The 16150-nt window shown below is 73.0% G+C and carries 19 protein-coding genes; 9 read left to right on the forward strand and 10 right to left on the reverse strand.

Going from position 1 to position 16150, the window contains the following annotated elements; translation table 11 throughout:
- Window positions 1–212: 212 nt before the first annotated feature.
- From QSK31_RS08170 to QSK31_RS08180, 3 genes are all read right to left on the reverse strand, one after another.
- Window positions 213–2036 carry a peptidoglycan recognition protein family protein gene (locus QSK31_RS08170; protein WP_285682459.1) on the reverse strand — a complete coding sequence of 608 codons (1824 nt, stop codon included), beginning with the start codon at window positions 2034–2036 and terminating at the stop codon, window positions 213–215.
- 171 nt (window positions 2037–2207) lie between these two features.
- Window positions 2208–3110, reverse strand: a complete 903-nt coding sequence (locus QSK31_RS08175) for an NADP-dependent oxidoreductase (RefSeq protein ID WP_285682461.1) — start codon at window positions 3108–3110, stop codon at window positions 2208–2210.
- Between the two features lie 34 nt (window positions 3111–3144).
- Window positions 3145–3531, reverse strand: coding sequence for an NUDIX hydrolase (locus QSK31_RS08180; protein ID WP_285682463.1), 387 nt, complete (start codon window positions 3529–3531; stop codon window positions 3145–3147).
- Between the two features lie 24 nt (window positions 3532–3555).
- Between QSK31_RS08180 and QSK31_RS08185 the strand changes: the two genes are divergently transcribed.
- The gene (locus QSK31_RS08185; RefSeq protein WP_285682465.1) at window positions 3556–4038 is read left to right on the forward strand and encodes a GNAT family N-acetyltransferase; all 483 of its coding nucleotides are present in this window, start codon (window positions 3556–3558) and stop codon (window positions 4036–4038) included.
- A 353-nt stretch (window positions 4039–4391) separates the two neighbouring features.
- Here QSK31_RS08185 and QSK31_RS08190 read toward each other — a convergent pair whose 3' ends face one another.
- Window positions 4392–4562: a hypothetical protein gene (locus tag QSK31_RS08190; RefSeq protein WP_285682467.1), complete on the reverse strand. Its 171-nt coding sequence runs from the start codon at window positions 4560–4562 to the stop codon at window positions 4392–4394.
- 43 nt (window positions 4563–4605) lie between these two features.
- On the opposite strand from QSK31_RS08190, the gene QSK31_RS08195 reads away from it, so the two are divergent.
- From QSK31_RS08195 to QSK31_RS08210, 4 genes are all read left to right on the forward strand, one after another.
- A complete protein-coding gene (locus tag QSK31_RS08195) occupies window positions 4606–4950 on the forward strand; it encodes an SDR family oxidoreductase (RefSeq protein WP_285682469.1) in 345 nt (114 codons plus the stop codon).
- A gap of 307 nt (window positions 4951–5257) precedes the next feature.
- Window positions 5258–5773 (forward strand): hypothetical protein, encoded by a 516-nt coding sequence (locus tag QSK31_RS08200; protein ID WP_285682471.1) that lies wholly within the window; start codon window positions 5258–5260, stop codon window positions 5771–5773.
- 22 nt (window positions 5774–5795) lie between these two features.
- Entirely contained in the window at window positions 5796–6437 is a 642-nt protein-coding gene (locus QSK31_RS08205) for a bifunctional 4-hydroxy-2-oxoglutarate aldolase/2-dehydro-3-deoxy-phosphogluconate aldolase (RefSeq protein WP_285682472.1), read from the forward strand.
- Window positions 6434–7354 carry a sugar kinase gene (locus QSK31_RS08210; RefSeq protein WP_285682473.1) on the forward strand — a complete coding sequence of 307 codons (921 nt, stop codon included), beginning with the start codon at window positions 6434–6436 and terminating at the stop codon, window positions 7352–7354. The genes QSK31_RS08205 and QSK31_RS08210 overlap by 4 nt, the downstream gene beginning before the upstream one ends.
- Window positions 7355–7358: 4 nt before the next feature.
- Here the strand turns inward: QSK31_RS08210 and QSK31_RS08215 are convergent, their stop codons facing one another.
- Entirely contained in the window at window positions 7359–7544 is a 186-nt protein-coding gene (locus QSK31_RS08215; RefSeq protein ID WP_285682474.1) for a hypothetical protein, read from the reverse strand.
- A 91-nt stretch (window positions 7545–7635) separates the two neighbouring features.
- Between QSK31_RS08215 and QSK31_RS08220 the strand changes: the two genes are divergently transcribed.
- Both QSK31_RS08220 and QSK31_RS08225 read left to right on the forward strand, forming a co-directional pair.
- Complete coding sequence (locus tag QSK31_RS08220) at window positions 7636–8190, forward strand: cysteine hydrolase family protein (protein ID WP_285682475.1); 555 nt, start codon at window positions 7636–7638, stop codon at window positions 8188–8190.
- Window positions 8187–9080 (forward strand): GlxA family transcriptional regulator, encoded by an 894-nt coding sequence (locus QSK31_RS08225; protein ID WP_285682476.1) that lies wholly within the window; start codon window positions 8187–8189, stop codon window positions 9078–9080. Before QSK31_RS08220 ends, QSK31_RS08225 begins: the two co-directional genes overlap by 4 nt.
- Window positions 9081–9094: 14 nt before the next feature.
- On the opposite strand, the gene QSK31_RS08230 is transcribed toward QSK31_RS08225, so the two are convergent.
- The 5 genes from QSK31_RS08230 to QSK31_RS08250 form a co-directional block, all read right to left on the reverse strand.
- Window positions 9095–9982, reverse strand: coding sequence for a pyridoxal-phosphate dependent enzyme (locus QSK31_RS08230; RefSeq protein WP_285682477.1), 888 nt, complete (start codon window positions 9980–9982; stop codon window positions 9095–9097).
- 141 nt (window positions 9983–10123) lie between these two features.
- Window positions 10124–11041, reverse strand: coding sequence for a DUF389 domain-containing protein (locus QSK31_RS08235; protein WP_285682478.1), 918 nt, complete (start codon window positions 11039–11041; stop codon window positions 10124–10126).
- A gap of 613 nt (window positions 11042–11654) precedes the next feature.
- Window positions 11655–12767 (reverse strand): XdhC family protein, encoded by a 1113-nt coding sequence (locus QSK31_RS08240; protein WP_285682479.1) that lies wholly within the window; start codon window positions 12765–12767, stop codon window positions 11655–11657.
- Window positions 12760–13359 (reverse strand): nucleotidyltransferase family protein, encoded by a 600-nt coding sequence (locus tag QSK31_RS08245; RefSeq protein WP_285682481.1) that lies wholly within the window; start codon window positions 13357–13359, stop codon window positions 12760–12762. Before QSK31_RS08245 ends, QSK31_RS08240 begins: the two co-directional genes overlap by 8 nt.
- A 10-nt stretch (window positions 13360–13369) precedes the next feature.
- Window positions 13370–14686 carry a hypothetical protein gene (locus tag QSK31_RS08250; protein ID WP_285682482.1) on the reverse strand — a complete coding sequence of 439 codons (1317 nt, stop codon included), beginning with the start codon at window positions 14684–14686 and terminating at the stop codon, window positions 13370–13372.
- Between the two features lie 107 nt (window positions 14687–14793).
- Between QSK31_RS08250 and QSK31_RS08255 the strand changes: the two genes are divergently transcribed.
- Both QSK31_RS08255 and QSK31_RS08260 read left to right on the forward strand, forming a co-directional pair.
- On the forward strand, window positions 14794–15723 hold the full coding sequence (locus tag QSK31_RS08255; protein WP_285682484.1) for a hypothetical protein: 930 nt from the start codon (window positions 14794–14796) through the stop codon (window positions 15721–15723).
- On the forward strand, window positions 15720–16148 hold the full coding sequence (locus QSK31_RS08260) for an ABA4-like family protein (protein ID WP_285682485.1): 429 nt from the start codon (window positions 15720–15722) through the stop codon (window positions 16146–16148). The genes QSK31_RS08255 and QSK31_RS08260 overlap by 4 nt, the downstream gene beginning before the upstream one ends.
- The last annotated feature ends 2 nt before the right edge of the window (window positions 16149–16150 follow it).

The raw sequence follows: 16150 nt of genomic DNA on the forward strand, positions 1-16150 counted from the left end.
CTCGGCGGCCCCGTCGGTCAGGGAGGGAGGAGTCCTCATGGTTCGGGCACCCTACGGTGCGATCGGTGAGCGTGACCAAGGAATTTCGGCCGGATGCCGGCGCAACGGCCCGGACCACCGGCCAGGTCGCCGAGCGGGAACGGTGCCGTGCTGCGCCCGTACCCGGAAAAGGGCCGGACCCGGAAAACCAGGCCCGGCCCCCGTCAGGAATCTCAGCGCAGAACCACCAGGCCATCGATGATCATGCTGGGGCGTGTGCCGGTGCTCACGACCTTGATCGTGTGGCGGCCGCTCGCGCCGAAGTTCTTCGCCCAGACCGCGATCCGGTTGACCGTCACCGTGTTGCTCAGGTTGACCGACCCGGCGTTGACGCCGTCCACATAGATCGTCGCCGTGCCGCTGGCGCGCGTCTTCGTCACCGCCAGTGACGCCGAGCGGCCGGTGAAGGTCCACGCGATGCTGGAACCTCTGGTCGCGCTCTGCAACGCCGAACCGCCCAGGTAAGCAGAACTGCGCAGGTTGGCCCAGCGTCCGGTACGGGCGCCGACGGCATCACCGGTCACCGTGGGTGTGCGGGCCACCTTGCCGACGGCCACGTTGCCCGCCCGGTCGATGGCCTTGACCGCCCACGTGGTGGCCCGGTTCGGCGCGGCGGTCGCCAGGAACGCGCGCCGGCTGACCCCGAAGACCACCGGCCTCGGGCTGCTCAGCCCCAGCGCACGCAGGCCGCTCGGGTCGCCGAGACCCCACGCCAGCCGCACCGGCACCGAACCTTTCAGGCTGCCTGGCCGCAGCGTCAGCGTCGGGCCCGACACGAACGCCGGCGGGGTGGCGTCGACCATCACCGTGCGTGAGATACGGGTCGTCAGGCCGTTCAGGTGGACCGCCAGAACCGTCAGCGTGTGGCGGCCGGATGGCAGCCGCAGCGTGGCGATCCGGCCGCCGGCCGGCGCCGACACCACGATCCGGCCGTCGATGTAGACGTCGAAGCGGTTCATCATCGACGTCGGCGTGCTCAGCGCCCAGTTCGGCCTGATCACGCCCCGGGTGTAGTAGACCGGCCCGGCGGCGTACGCCCCGGCGACGCTCGCCAGCCGCAGCCCGGCCGGCGCGGCCCCGGCCACCCGGCGGATCGCGGGCAGCTGCCCGTACAGGACACGGCCCGGGCAGGTGGTCTCGTTGGTGTCCCGGTGGCCGGAGACCCGGTTGAGCGCCACCCGCGTGCCGCGCGGGAACAGGTCGCTGCCGCTGGAGATCATCGTCGATCTGCCGATCGGCGGAACCCGGTACAGGCCCAGCTTGTACGCCGTCACCTGGGCGATCACCGAGCGGACGACCGGCGGCGCCGCCTTGCCGTCGTAGTTGCCGATCACCGCGATGGCGCTGGCGTACGAGTTGAAGCCGAGCGTGTGCGCGCCCAGCACCGCCCTCGTCACGCCGCCCTTACGGCCCTCGAAGAGCGTCCCGCACTTGTCGACCAGGAAGTTGTAGCCGATGTCGTTCCACTTGTTGCTCCGCACGTGGAACACCTCGATGCCGCGGACGATGCGGGCCGAGTCGGCGCAGCTGTAGTTGTTGGACGTCGCCGTGTGGTGCACGAACATCACCCGGACCGCGGGCGTGTACTCGGGCGGCTTCTTCACGATCGACTCGTCGGCGCCCCAGCGGGCCCGGCTCACGTACCGCGGCACCGGCCGGGGCGGGATGGCGGCCCTCTCGGTCACCTTCGGCACGTCGACGTCCGGGTTGATCAGGTCGAGGCGCAGCCCGGCCGGCACGGTGCCGCCGGTGGTCCGTGCCTCGACCGCGTCGGACGTGTCCACCCACAGCGGGTCGGTGCGGCCGCGCCCGGCGGCGTCGGCGCTGCCCGGCTCGGCGGGTGAGCGGCCGTCGCTCTCCAGCACCTGCCACGAGCCCCACTTGCCGGTCCGGGCCGAGCGGGCCCGGACGTCGATCGTGGTGTTCAGGGGCGCCGACGGGTCGTCCCAGGTGGCGCCGATCAGGGCGAACGGCCGGGTGGTCAGGGTGACCCCCACGGGCACTGTTTGAAGGACCGGAGGCGGCGTGGCCGCCCGGGCCGGTATCGGATTGGACAAAACGGACATGATGAGGAGTGCTGGAACCAGATTCACGCGTGTCCCCCCGCAGAATGGCTACCTCGAACCAGGATGAAACGTCTGAGGTAGTCGCGGCCGGAGTTTCACGTTTCAGGGTTCGATGATCAGGATCACCTTTCCGCGTCCATGGCCCGTCGCCACGTCCGCGTGCGCGTCCGCCACCCGCGACAACGGGTACGCCCGGACCGGCATCACCAGCGCGCCGTCCGCCGCCAGCCGGGCCACCTCGGCCAGCCGGGCCGGATCCCGCGGCGCCCGCACCACCCGGATGCCGTGCTCGGCGGCCGCCTTGTCGTCCACGATCGTCCCGATCCGGTCCCGCGGGACGCCCAGCGCCACCGACGCCGCGATCGCCTCCGCACCCGCCGCGTCCAGCGCCACCGTCGGCGTCAAGCCCGTCGCCACGACATTCGAGACCAGTTCTTCGCCGTACGCGACGGGCACGGCGCCCAACCGCCGCAGGTGGTCATGGTTGACCGGGCGGGCAGTGCCGATCACCCGCGCGCCCATCCGGCGGGCAACCTGCACCGCGACGGTCCCCACCGACCCGGCCGCGCCGTGCACCAGCAGCACGTCGCCGCCCGTGACGCCGAGTTCCCGCAGCGCCCCCGTCGCCGTCTGCCCCGCCGCGACGATCGCCGCGGCGGCCGGGAACGCCAGCCCCGCCGGCTTGCGGACCACGTTCTCCGCCTTCGCGATGAGCGCCGACGCCTGGCCGGCCAGCATCGTCGAACCCAGCACCTCGTCGCCCACCTCGAAGCCGGCGCCCGGCCCGACCCGGTCGACCACCCCCGCGTACTCCTGACCGACCCCCGACGGGAACGTGACCCCCACCCACGGCATCCCACCGGCCCGCACCGCGACGTCGAACGGCTGAACGCCCGCCGCCCGCACCCGGACCCGTACCTCACCGGGCCCCGGCTCCGGGTCGGGCAGCTCGACCACGCGCAACACCCCGGGCGGCCCGAAACGTTCGAACACAGCGGCTCTCATGCGGCGAACTGTGCAACCTGAAGTCCGGTTGAGGTCAACCCCAGTTCAGGCTGTCGAAGATCTGCTGATCCACCGGCGAGACGCGGGCGCGGTCGGCGTAGGTCAGCCAGGCGATCTCGGCGATCTCCGAGGACGCCCGCAGGGTGCCCTCGTAGGACGCGGTGTAACAGGTCATCCGGACCCGGACACCGTCGGCGTGGGCGTGCGCCTGATCCTCGAAGACCCCCGCCGCCCTGGCCGTCGCCGGGTCGATGACGACGGTCAGCTCCTCACGGATCTCCCGGACCAGCGTCTGCAGGTCGGACTCGCCCGGCTCCCGCTTGCCGCCCGGGAAGTAGAAGGCGTCCCGTCCGTGGCTGCGGGTGCTGAGGACCCGTCCGTCCACCAGATGTATCCAGGCGATCTTGTCGATCTCGGCCATGGCGGCAGCCTAGAGTCGTCGGTCATGGGTGTCGGTGTCGAGGTCGTCGAGCAGGTCAGCGACGAGTTGGTCGCCGCCTTCGCCCACCTGATGCCGCAGCTGTCCCGCTCGGCGGACCTGATGGACGCCGAGGCGGTCGGGGTCCTGGTCGAGTGGCCCGGCAGCCGGATCCTGGTGGCCCGCCTCGACGGCCTGATCGTGGGCACCCTGACCCTGATCGTCTTCCCGGCGCCGACCGGCGTACGGGCCCGCGTCGAGGACCTGGTGGTCGACGCGGCGTCCCGGGGCCGAGGCGCCGGATCGGCGTTGCTGCTCGCGGCGGTACGCCTGGCCAGCATCGACGGGGCGTACACGGTCGACCTGAGCTCCCGCCCGTCCCGAGCCGCGGCCAACCGCCTGGCCGAGGAGTTCGGCTTCCGGGTGGGCGACTCCCGCCCCTACCGCCTGACCCTGCCCCGCCGAGGCCGCCACCCGTCCCCCGCAGCCCCCGAACGCCGCGAGCGATAGCCCCCAGTCCCACCGAGCCCGGCACCGCCTCGCCGCCTCGCTCCGGACGCCGCTGTGTGCTCGGCTGAGCTGGCACTGGGTCCGCCCGCTGCGCGATCGGGCACGTTGCGCATGCGCGGGCATCGGAACGATGTGGCCGCCCGGGTGACCGAGATCCGCGAGCGGCGGCATGACCGGGGTGCTCGATGAGGCCTCGGCCGTGGAGGGCTTCGGCCATGATCGACGAACCGCTTAAATCTCTTGTCCGAGCACGCCGATTGCTCTCATCGATGAGCGCGCGAATATCGCACCTCAAGTGAATGAGGAATCGCTGACGATACTTTATCCGTTGCGAGCCGGCATCGGCAGTGTTGTCACCCGCGGGGTTCCTGACGGCGCAGCCGAATGGAGCGCTCGTCCGCCGTGCTGAGCTCGCCGGCCAGGGTGCCCAGCGTGCACTCGCCTCGGCCGTTGAGCCGCTCGCGGTGCTCGACTGTGGCGTCGGCCCAGGCCTGCAGGGCCTCGAAGCTGTCCAGGGCGCCCATGATCGGGCGGCCGGGGACGGGTGGGGCCTCAGCCTGGCGGGTGATGACCGCTAGAAATTGGATCGTTCAACCCAGAAAGAGGGCGGTCGACACCCGGGTGCCGTTCCTGCTGGTCGGAGCCCTGGCGCCGGGGATGGCGGCGCGGGACGGCGGCGCGATCGTCACCGTCTCCTCGACCGCGGCCACCTCGGTGGCGCCGGTCGGTGCCGCCTACGGCGCGTCCAAGGCGGCGGTGGAGTTGCTGACCCGGTCCTGGGCCACCGAGTTCGGTGCGAGCGGGGTGCGGGTGAACGCCGTGTCGGCGGGGCCGGTGCGCGCCGGCGAGACCGAGCCGGTGGCCGATCTGCTCGGGAAGACGACCGTGCGCGGGCGGGGTCGGCGAGCCTGAGGAGATCGCCGACGTGGTGCTGGTCGCGCACGGCGGCGAGCTCAGCCACCTGCCGGGTTGAGCGAGAAGCGGCGGGGCTGAGCGAAAAGCAGCGGGGCTGAGTGGAAAACGGCCGGGCTGGGCGAAAGCGGTCGGGCTGAGTGGAAAGCGGGCCGGGCTGAGCGTGGTTGGGGAGCTGGACGGACCACTCACGCCCGGAACTCGCGGCCCGGCCCGGACGGGCCGCCCGGGTCGCGGAGCGGGAACGGTGCCGTGGTGTCCGCGTACCCGGGAAAGGTCTTGACCCGAACGTCGATACCGTTAGCGCGTGTCTCCGATCCCGTGGTGGGCGCTGCCCCTCGTCGCCGTCGTGTTCGCGCTGGCCGGCGCGGGTGTGGCGCTGCTCGTCCAGGCCCGCACCGACTATGCCCGCAGCAGGTACCGCCGGACCAAACGGTGGTACACCGAGCGTAAGTCCGCCTACGTCGACCTGATGTCCGTGTTCGAACGGGTCGTCTACCGGCTGCGCGCGGGGAACTTCGCCGGTGGCCGGGAACCCGATCCGATGATCTACCTCGAGGAGGTCGGGCCGGCGCTGGCCCAGGTGCGGCTGCTCGCCTCCGGGCCGGTACGCAGCGCCGCCCTCGCCGTGCACCTGCTGCTGGAGAAACTGCACGCCGGCGGCGGGCCCACGCCGCCGGGGGTGGAGCCGCAGAAACACTCCCGTGAGCTGCTCGCCCAGGTGCCGCTGATCATGCAGGAGCTGGAGGTGGCGATCCGCGAGGAGCTCGAGATCAGGCCCGAGCCGCCGCAACGCGCCGTGGTCAGGCAGGATCGGACCTGAGGTACACCCTGGGGAGGGCGACATGTCGGAGATGGACACCACCACGGCCGCGGTCGTGCGCAGCGGCGTGGTGGCGGTGCTGCGGGCGGCGTCCGCGGACGGCTTCGCCGCGGTGGCGGACGTGCTGGTCGGCAACGGGATCACCGCGATCGAGGTGACGCTCACCTCGCGCGGGGCGGTGGAGGCGCTGGCGGTGCTGCGGCGTGAGCTGCCACCGTCCGCGGTCGTCGGAGCGGGCACCGTGCTCACCCCGGACCAGGCGAAGGCGGCCGTGGACGCGGGCGCGGCGTTCCTGGTGTCGCCGGTCGTCGACCCGGCCATGGGGCAGGACTTCGGGGTGCCGTTCTATCCGGGCGGGCTCACCCCGAGCGAGATCCACCGGGCCGCCGGGTCGGGCGCCCCGCTGGTCAAGCTGTTCCCGGCGTCGGCGGTCCGGCCGGACTACCTGAAGGACCTGCACGGCCCGCTGCCCGGCATCCGGATCATGCCGACCGGCGGGATCGGCCTGGACGACATCACCGCCTGGCTGACCAAGGGCGCGGCGGCGGTCGGCATGGGCGGGCCGCTGCTGGGCGACGCGTTCACCGGCGGCGACCTGGGTCAGCTCGCGGTGCGGGCCCGCCGGGCGGCCGAGGCGGTCGTGGTCGCCAGGTTCGCCGAATGACGGCGGGCCTCTTCACGTTCGGCGAGACCATGGGGCTGGTCGCCGCCGACGACATCGGGCCGATCGAGTACGTGCGGGGCTTCACCCTGGCGATCGGCGGCGCGGAGAGCAACGTGGCCATCGGGGTGGCCCGGCTCGGCGGCGCCGCCACCTGGCTCGGCCGGGTGGGCCCGGACGCCACCGGGGACCTGATCGAGCGCCGCCTCCGCGCCGAGGGGGTGACCACGCTGGCCATCCGGGGCGACGCGTTCACCGGGCTGATGGTGCGGTACCGGCGGACAGGCGCCCTCACCCACGTCGACTACCACCGTGCGGGCAGCGCCGGCTCGCGTCTCACGCCCGCCGATCTGCCCGACTTCTCCGGGGCGGACATCCTGCACGTCACGGGCATCACGCCGGCGCTGAGCGACAGCGCGCGGGCGACCGTCTTCCAGGCCGTCGAGCAGGCCCGCGCCGACGGCGTGACCGTGTCCGTGGACGTCAATTACCGCGCCAAGCTGTGGTCCCGCTTCGACGCCGCGCCGGTCCTGCGGGACCTGGTGTCCCGGGCCGACATCGCGTTCGCCGGGCCGGACGAGGCGGCGATCTTCCTGGCCGGCGGCGATCCGGTGGCCGGGCTCGCCGGGCTCGGTCCGGCCGAGGTGGTGGTCAAGGACGGGGCCCGCGGCTGCGCCGCACTGATCGAGGGCCGGCGGTACGAGGTGCAGGCGCTCCCGGCCACGGTGGTGGATCCGGTCGGGGCCGGGGACGCGTTCGTGGCCGGATACCTCGCCGACCGCATGGCGGGCGCCCCGGCCGAGGCCAGGCTGCGGACGGCGATCGCGGCCGGCGCGTTCGCGGTCACGGTCCCCGGCGACTGCGAGGGGCTGCCCCGCCGCGGTGACCTGGTCGCCGCCACCGACAACGTGTCGCGATAGGGAATCAGCCGGCGGCGTTCCGCAGCATCCACTGCTCCTCGCCGGCGGCGAAGTCGTCGGGCCGCACCCGGGGGACGTCCGTCTCGGTCATCGCCTCGGCGTCGTCGGGGTGCACCCGGGCGGGCAGCGTGCCGAACCTCTCGGCTCGGAAGTGGGCGTCGTCGAGCTCGACGGCAGGCTCTTCGGTCATGGATCCATGCTCCCACGGTTTGGCCGGATCGTTCCGTGAGTGGGCGGCATCGTGCCTGTACGCGGCCGGTACACCTGACCAGACTGTGCTCATGACCGATGCGCTGCTGGTGATCGACGTGCAGGAGAGCTTCCGGGTGCGGGAGAGCTGGAACGAGGTGTCGAACCCGGACGTGGCCGAGGACGTGGGGCTGCTCGTGGACGCGGCGCGGGCGGCGGGTCAGGCGGTGATCTGGGTGCTGCACGCCGAGCCGGGAAGTGACACGCCGTTCGACCCGGAGTCGGGGCACGTGCGGCTGATCGACGGGCTGGCGCCGCGGGACGGGGAGCCGGTGCTGACCAAGACGTCCCGGAACGCGTTCACCACCACCAACCTGCAGCAGCGGCTGACCACGCTGGGCGTGCGGCGGGTGATCATCTGCGGCATCCAGACCGAGCAGTGCTGCGAGACGACCGCGCGGCTGGCCGCCGACCTCGGCTACGACGTGGACTTCGTGACCGACGCGATGGCGACGTTCCCGATCCGGCACCGGGATCCGGCCGATCCCCGGGTGCTCTCCACCGCCGACATCATCGAACGCACCGAGTACGCGCTGGCCGGCCGGTTCGCCACGATCCGCACGGTGAAGGAGCTGACGACCGCTTGACCCAGGTTCTGTTCCTGCTGACGCCCGGCCTGCATCTGCTCGACCTGGCCGGGCCGGCGCAGGTGTTCGGCACGGCCGGGGACTTCGGTCACCGGTACGAGCTGCGGTACGTGGCCGGGCGCACGGATGTGCGTACGCATCAGGATGTGACCTTGACGGCCGAGACCGAACCGCCCGGGATCTCCCCGGACGACCTGGTCATCGTGCCGGGCTGGCGCGCGCCGCTGGCATCCGGCGAGTTCCCGGACCACCTGCTCGACCTGCTGCGCGCGCACCACGCGTCGGGCGGCACCGTGGTGAGCGCCGGCGCCGACGCGCTGGGCCGGGCGGGGCTGCTCGACGGCCGCCGCTGCACCACCCACCACCACCTTCAGGCGGAGCTGGCGCGCCGCTACCCGAGTGCGATCCTGGTGCCGGACGTGCTCTTCGTCGCCGACGACCGGGTGCTGTCGTCGGCCGGGATCGCCAGCGGCATCGACCTGTCGCTGCACCTGATGGCGGTGCGGCACGGCCCGGCGGCGGCGGCCCGGATCGCCCGCGCGATGGTGGTCTACGCCCGTCGCAACGGCGAGGAGCCGCAGGCCAGCGCGATGCTCCGGCACCGCGCGCACCTCAGCGACGTGGTGCACCGGGTGCAGGACGAGATCGACGCGCGTTTCGCCGAGACGCTGCCGCTGGCGGAACTCGCGTCCCGCGCGGGGGTCAGCGGGCGCACGCTGACCCGGCTCTTCGACACCGCGGTGGGGTGCTCGCCGCTGCGCTATCAGCAGGCGCTGCGGCTGGAGCGCGCCGAGCACCTGATCGGCCACGGCTCCACGGTGGAGGCCGCCGCCCGGGCTGTGGGCTTCGGCGACGCGCGGATGCTGCGGCGCCTCCGGAACCGCCCGTAGTCACAGCTCCGTAGTCACAGCTCCGGGTGGCCGAACAGTCCCGGCAGGCCGCCGGTGTGCAGGAAGACGACGCGGCCGGTGCGGGTCAGGCCGTCGCCGCGCCCCGAGGCGATCAGGCCGGCCAGCGCCCGGCCGGTGTACGTCGGGTCGAGGAACAGGCCCTCGGTGCGGGCGGCCAGCTTGATCGCGTCGCGGACCGGTTCGGTGAACGCGGCGTACCCCCGGCCGATCTGGCTGCGGTCGATGGTCAGCGACGACGGCGGGCTGGGCAGCAGCGCGCCGACCGTGGCGTGCGGGTCGGCGACCGCCCCGACGTCGACGCCGTACACCCGTTCCGGGCCGAGCTCGCGCACCAGCCCCGCCATCGTCCCGCCGGAGCCGACCGCCACCACCACCCGGTCGAAGTCGGGCACCTGGTCGACGAGCTCCTTGGCACAGTCCACATAGCCCTGCACCGACACCGCGGACGTGCCGCCGAACGGGATCAGGTGCGCGCCGTCGTGCCGCGCCGCCTCGGCCTGGGCAACCTGCGTGGGCGACTCGTCACCGGCCCAGACCACCTCGGCGCCGGCCAGCGAGTCCAGAATCAGGTTGCCGGCCAGGCCCGCCGGTTGATGCCCGGCCAGCACGAGCACGCACCGCAGCCCCAGCCGGGCCGCCGCGGCCGCCGTCAGCCGGCAGTGGTTGCTCTGCTGCGCGCCGGTGGTGACCAGGGTGTGCGCGCCCGCCGCCAGGGCCTCGGCGCACGTGTACTCCAGCTTGCGCACCTTGTTGCCGCCGCCGCCGAGACCGACCAGATCGTCCCGCTTCACCCACAACTCGCGCAGGCCAAGCGCGGCAGCCAGCCGCGGGGCACGCTCGATGGGTGTCGGCCATGCGCCCAGGGACACGGGTGTGACCATGATCGGAGATTACCCGGCGTGTAAAGGCCGCCGCATCACCCCATCGGTCGTGCCCGCCGCCGCCCCGGTTCCGGCCGCACCCCCGAGATCCAAACCCTTCACGGGTACGCCGTGAGCACGCTGGCCGGGGCGCCGGGATGATCAGGCGCGACGCCACGCCACACGCTGGACCAGCAGGGTGAGGACACCGGCGATCACGATCGCGGCGAGGTTGATGAGCAGCTGAAGGGCCGAACCCGCCGCCTCGTCCCCGACGCCGTAGGCCAGGGCGACCGCCGCGTTCGCCGCCGCCGGAACCGTGGTCACCGAGATCAGCACGCCGACCAGGGTGCCCGCCTTCGCCGAGGTCAGCGACAGCATCCCGGCGATCCCGGCGAGGAAGCCGACCACCCAGCTGAGCGCGTCAGGCTGCCAGATGAAGCTGGTCAGAGGCCGTTCGGCGAGCAGCATGTCCTTGTCCACCAGCCCCGCCAGGTCGAGCAGCCAGGTGGTCAGCACGGTCACCACGACGCCCACCGCGAACCCGGTCACCAGCGCGGTCACCGCCCGCCCGGCCAGCGCCGCCCGGCCGCGGACCAGCCCGACGCAGAGCGCGGCGAGCGGCCCGAACTCCGGACCCACCACCATCGCGCCGACGATCAGGATCGGCTGATCCAGCAGAACGCCGATGCCCGCGATCACCGTCGCCACCGCCATGAAGACGAAGTACGCGGCGGACAACCGCGTCTCCTCGGCGGTGACCTGCTCGACCTCCTCCCACACCACGGCGTCCACGCCGAAGCCGGGCGCCCGCCTCTCGGCCCGGTCGGCGGACGCTGAGAGCTTGGCATCGACCCGCTCGATCGAGATCGAACCGTCCCGTTCCAGGCCCAGCCCGCGCAGTTCCCCGAGCACCGCGCTGACACCCTCGCGCGCCACGTCGCAGGTGATCAGATCGCCGACCGGATCCCGGGCGACCCCGGTGATGACCACGACATGCGTGGCCGCCTCGCTCGCGGCGAGCACGTGCTCGACCTGGGCGGTCCGCTGAGCCGGGCTGATGATCCGCAGGTGCAGCACCGCGCTATCGAACCACGCCCGCACCGCACCCGCGCGAAGCCCCCACGCAGGCCGCTTTGCTCTGCTTACCCATACGCACCAGCGGCTTCACCAGCGGCGGCGCCGCGACCCCGGGTGTCGGCGCGGGGCGCTTCCTATAGGTAAGCAGAGCAAAGCGCCGGCGGGGAGAGGTGGCGGGCGCGGACGGCGCTAACTGTGAGTGAGGCGGGCGCTGCTCAGTGGTCGGCGGTTGACCGGCGCGACCGGCTGTCCCGCCGGGCGCGGGGTTCGCTGGGTTGTGCCAGGCGCCCGGGTGCCCGCTTGGCGTCGCTGCCGCCGGTCGTGGCCCTGGGCGGTCCGGCCCGTCGCGGTCGGTGGTAGGACCGGGCGCGAGTGGTAGGTCCAGGCACGAAGTGGTGGACCAGCGCGGCATTCGGGTCGAAATGCCGCACTGAGCTACCACCGTCCGCGCGAGTGGTAGATAGGAGCGGTCGTGGTGGGCCGGATAGCGCCCGGTCCTACCATCGGCCGTGCGTGAGCGGTCAACTCGGCTGCCTGGCGGCCCGGCGACGCCCACGCTCGGCGAGAGCGCCGGCAGCGAGGGCACGCATCAGGCCTTCACCGCGAAAAGATCCTAGGGCGTCGCGTCGGCGTGGATGGGGCCGTCCGTGCCGGTCAGGCGCAGTCCGCTGCCGCCCCAGCGCATGCCGACGATCTCGGCCGCCACGCTGACCGCGGTCTCCTCGGGCGTGCGCGCGCCCAGGTCGAGCCCGATCGGCGAGGACAGGCGGGCCAGTTCGTCCGGCGTGACGCCGGCCTCGCGGAGACGTTTCAGGCGGTCGTCGTGCGTACGCCGGGAACCCATCGCCCCCACGTAGCCGAGCGGGAGCCGCAACGCGACCTCGAGCACCGGCACGTCGAACTTGGGGTCGTGGGTGAGTACGCAGGCGACCGTGCGCTCGTCGATCCGCCCGGCCGACGCCTCGGCCGTCAGGTAGCGGTGCGGCCAGTCGACGACGACCTCGTCGGCGGTGGGGAAGCGGCGCTTCGTGGCGAAGACCGGGCGGGCGTCGCAGACGGTCACCCGGTAGCCGAGGAACGAGCCGATCCCGGCGACCGCGGCGGCGTGGTCGGTGGCGCCGAAGACGAGCATCCGGGCGGGCGGCGCGAACGAGCTGACCAGCAGCGTGGTGCCGTCGCCGCGGCGCTGGCCGTCGGGGCCGTAGTGCAGGATCGCGGTGCGTCCGGCGGCGAGCAGGCCGCGACCGTCGTCGGTGGACGCGTCGTCGAGGCGGTCGCCGCCCAGCGTGCCGGTGCGGCCGTCGGGGGTGAGCAGCAGGTGCTGGGCGACCGGGCCGGTGACCCCGGTGACCAGCGCGATCGGGCGGTCGGCGGCGATCGCGGCGGCCAGCTCGGGCAGCTCGGGGAAGGTGTGCCGGTCGACCTTCTCGATGAACAACTCGATGATGCCGCCGCAGGTCAGGCCGACCTCGAACGCGTCGTCGTCGCTGATGCCGAAGCGTACGGTCTGCGCCTCGCCGGTCTCGGCGACCTCGCGGCACAGCTCGTAGACGGCGCCTTCGACGCAGCCGCCGGAGACGCTGCCCGAGGCGGTGCCGTCGGGGCCGACCAGCATCGCGGCGCCGGCCTGCCGGGGTGCGCTCTTCCACGTCCCGGTGACGGTGGCGAGCCCGACCGCCTCGCCCGCGTGCCACCAGCGCATCAGGTCGTCCAGCACGTCACGCATGGTCGGCCTCCAGAGGCACGTCGAGAGGGGGTACGTCGAGAGGGGGCACGTCGAGAAGGGGTACGTCGAGATCGGTGTCGTCGGCGACGTCGCTGACGTCGACCACCCGCACGTCGCGGGTGCGCAGGTAGTCGCGGGCGCCCCGATCGCCGACGGCGGCGGCGGAGGCGCCCGCCCAGTGGTCGCGCCCGAGCAGCACGGGATGGCCGCGCCGGTCGCCGTAGCCGCCCATGACCAGCGCGGACGGGCCGGCGAAGGACGCGATGCGCGTGACGGCGGCCGGGGTGACGCCGGGCATGTCGACCAGCGTGATCATGGCGGCGTCGAAGCGGTCGGAGAGCGCGGCGAGCCCGGCGCGGAACGACGAGCCCATGCCCGTGTCCCAGTCCGGATTGTCCACATAGTCCAGCGAAGGGGCGGCTTTCCGGACTTCGTCACCAGCCGCGCCGAGGACGATCACGACGCTGGACAACGAGGAGAGAACGGCGGCCGCACGCTGGACGAGCAGCTCACCGTCGTAGGAGACCAGCGCCTTGGGCATGCCGTAGCGCCGGCCGGCTCCGGCCGCCAGGACGACCCCGGCGATCTCCATACGAACGAGCCTAACCCCGGAGCGCGGCGGGCAGTCCACGGATCGCGGCCAGGGGGAGCGAGCTGCGCGGCTGATAGGACACCCGCCACAGCCCGCCGTGCGCCGCGGCATACGTCTCGTCGGCCGGCGGAGGCCGGCGCGGCTTGCGCAGTCCGTGCACCATCAGCACCGCCATCAGCTTGCTCGCGGTCGCCGGTTCGAAGATCTCCACGCCGAAGACATGAGCTCCGGCGTACGCGGCGGCGAGCAACCGGTTGCTGGTGACCGAGCGGGTGAGCGTGGCCGGCGCCACGCCGAAGATCATCGGGGTGACGGCGGCGCGCCACCGCAGGATGCGTTTGGCGAGCGCGTAGTTCGGGCCCTGTACCGGGAAGAGCCCGTCGTAGATCGCCGGGGCGCCGTCGGGGTAGTTGGGCCGCATCATCCGCCCGGCGGAGAGCAGGTTCCCGGCCTTGACCCGCGCCGACCGCCGCCGCCAGCGGTCGCGGCTCTCGGCCACGGCGCTTGCCGGGACCGTGAACGCGTCGGTCGGCGTGGCCAGCCCGGCCAGCGTGACGTCGCCACGCTGCCGCAGGTGCTCGCCCAGGGCGTCGACGGCGACGGCCAGCCGGGGGTGGACCGCGCCCGGCGCGTACACGTAATTGCCGAGAACGAGCGGGCCCTCCACCGCCGCGAGTGAAGCGGCGACCTCGGGCAACTCGGCGATCAGGTCCGCGCGCAGCGCGAGCAGCCGCCCGGCGCTCTTCCCGGCGACCGCGACCACCCGTTCCCAGAGGGCGGGCCGGGGGAGGTCGACGCCGACGACGGTGCCGCCCCAGCCGAGGACGGCGGGCAGCGGGCCCATCTCGGCGCCCGCCCCGAGCACGACGAGGGTGTGGCCGGTGAGGTCGAGCCAGTCCGGGTTGGCGGCGACCTCCCGGACGGCCGCCGCGCACGACTCCTCGACGATGCCGCCGGACACCCAGGCGTCCAGCTGCCTGTCCAGCTCGCCGCCGCGCAGCAGGCCGCCGCGGTAGGGGATGGTCACCTCGCGCTCGGGGGTGCCGCTGCCGGTGATCGTCTCCGGCGTCAGCGCCCGTGAGCCGGTGAGATCGGGGAGCTCGACCCGGCGGTGGATCGACTCCAGGCCCGCGGCGGCCACCTCGGGGGTGGCGAGCTCGGTCAGCTTGACGAAGTGCCGGACGTAGCCCCTGCGCCAGTCCCGTTCGCCCTCGGCGGCCTCGGCGGCTGCCGGGTCGGCCGTACGCAAGGCATCGGTGACCACCGACCGGCCGAAAGCCAAACTGCTCCGCCTGCCGTCCGCCCCGGCCGGGTATTCGATCGCCATGTCGAGCAGTCTCTCCTACCCAGGGAGGAGACCGCCTCCTTCCCGGGGCCGCGACTCCGGCCGCCGGTCGGGCGATTACGTCCGTCGATGTCGACAGAGTCAAGGGCATGGAAACCACTTCTGCGGTACGCCGGGCCGCCACGTGGCACCGGCCGCTGATGATCCTGGTGGCCGCCATGGCGATCCTCACGGTCGTCACGGCGGTCGGGGTGTTCACCGACGACCGGGAGCTCCTGGGCGCCCCGATCTGGCTCAAGCCGTTCAAGTTCTCCGTGTCGATCCTGCTGTACGGGCTGACCCTGGCCTGGATGATCTCGCTGCTGCCGCGGCGCGGCCGGCTCGCCACCTGGCCGGCCGTGGTCATCACCGGCAGCCTGGTGGTCGAGATGATCGTCATTGTCGCGCAGGTGATCCGCGGCGAGACCAGCCACTACAACGAGTCCACGCCGCTGAACGCCGCCCTCTGGCAGGCGATGGGCGCGGCGATCATGATCCTGTTCGTCGCGCATTTCATCATCGGCGTCGCGGTGCTGCGGGCGCGCATCCCGGACCGGGTGTCGCGGACCGGCGTCGCGCTCGGCCTCGGCGTCTCGATGCTCGGCCTGGTCGCGGCCTTCCCGATGGTGATGCCGAGCATGTCGGGCGGCATCGAGGTGGCCGGCGCGCACACGGCCGGCGCGGCCGACGGAGGGCCGGGCCTGCCCGTGGTCGGCTGGAGCACGGTCGCCGGTGACCTGCGGATCGGCCACTTCGTCGGGCTGCACGCGTTGCAGGCGCTGCCGCTGCTGGCCTGGGCGCTGGCCCGGTTCGCCACCCGGCTGTCGGAGCGGACCAAGGTCCGGCTGCTGGTCGTGGCCGGCGCGGGCTACGCCGGGCTGACCGGCCTGCTCACCTGGCAGGCGCTGCGCGAGCAGCCGCTGATCCACCCGGACGCGCTGACCCTGACCGCGTTCGGCATCCTGGCCGCAGTGGTACTCGGCGGGGCGACCCTGATCGTCCGTTCCGACCGGGCCGATGACTTGGAGCTCGCAGCATGACGGGGTTCTTGTTCTCGCTCACCTTCCTGGTGGCGGCGCCGTTCTGGGCGCTGATGATCGTGCTGCCGCACTGGTCCTGGACCAGGCGGATCGCGGCCTCGCCGTGGATCGTGCTGCCGCCCGTGCTGATCTACCTCGTGCTGGTGGCCGGGTCGTTCGGCGAGGTGCTCCCGGCGGTGGCGCAGCCCACGCTCGGTGGTGTCCGGGAGTTGCTCGGCAGCGCGGACGGCGCGGCGGCCGGGTGGGCGCATTTCATCGCCTTCGACCTGTTCGTCGGCCGGTGGGCGTACCTGGACTCCCGCAAGCGCGAGATCCCCGCCCTGCTGATGGCCCCGGTGCTGGTGCTCACGATCCTGCTCGGTCCGCTGGGCCTGCTGGCCTACCTGCTGGTCCGCACGCGTTTCCCGGAGAAGGCCGAGGCTTAGGC

The organism is Actinoplanes sp. NBRC 103695 (assembly GCF_030269485.1).
GTDB lineage: Bacteria > Actinomycetota > Actinomycetes > Mycobacteriales > Micromonosporaceae > Actinoplanes.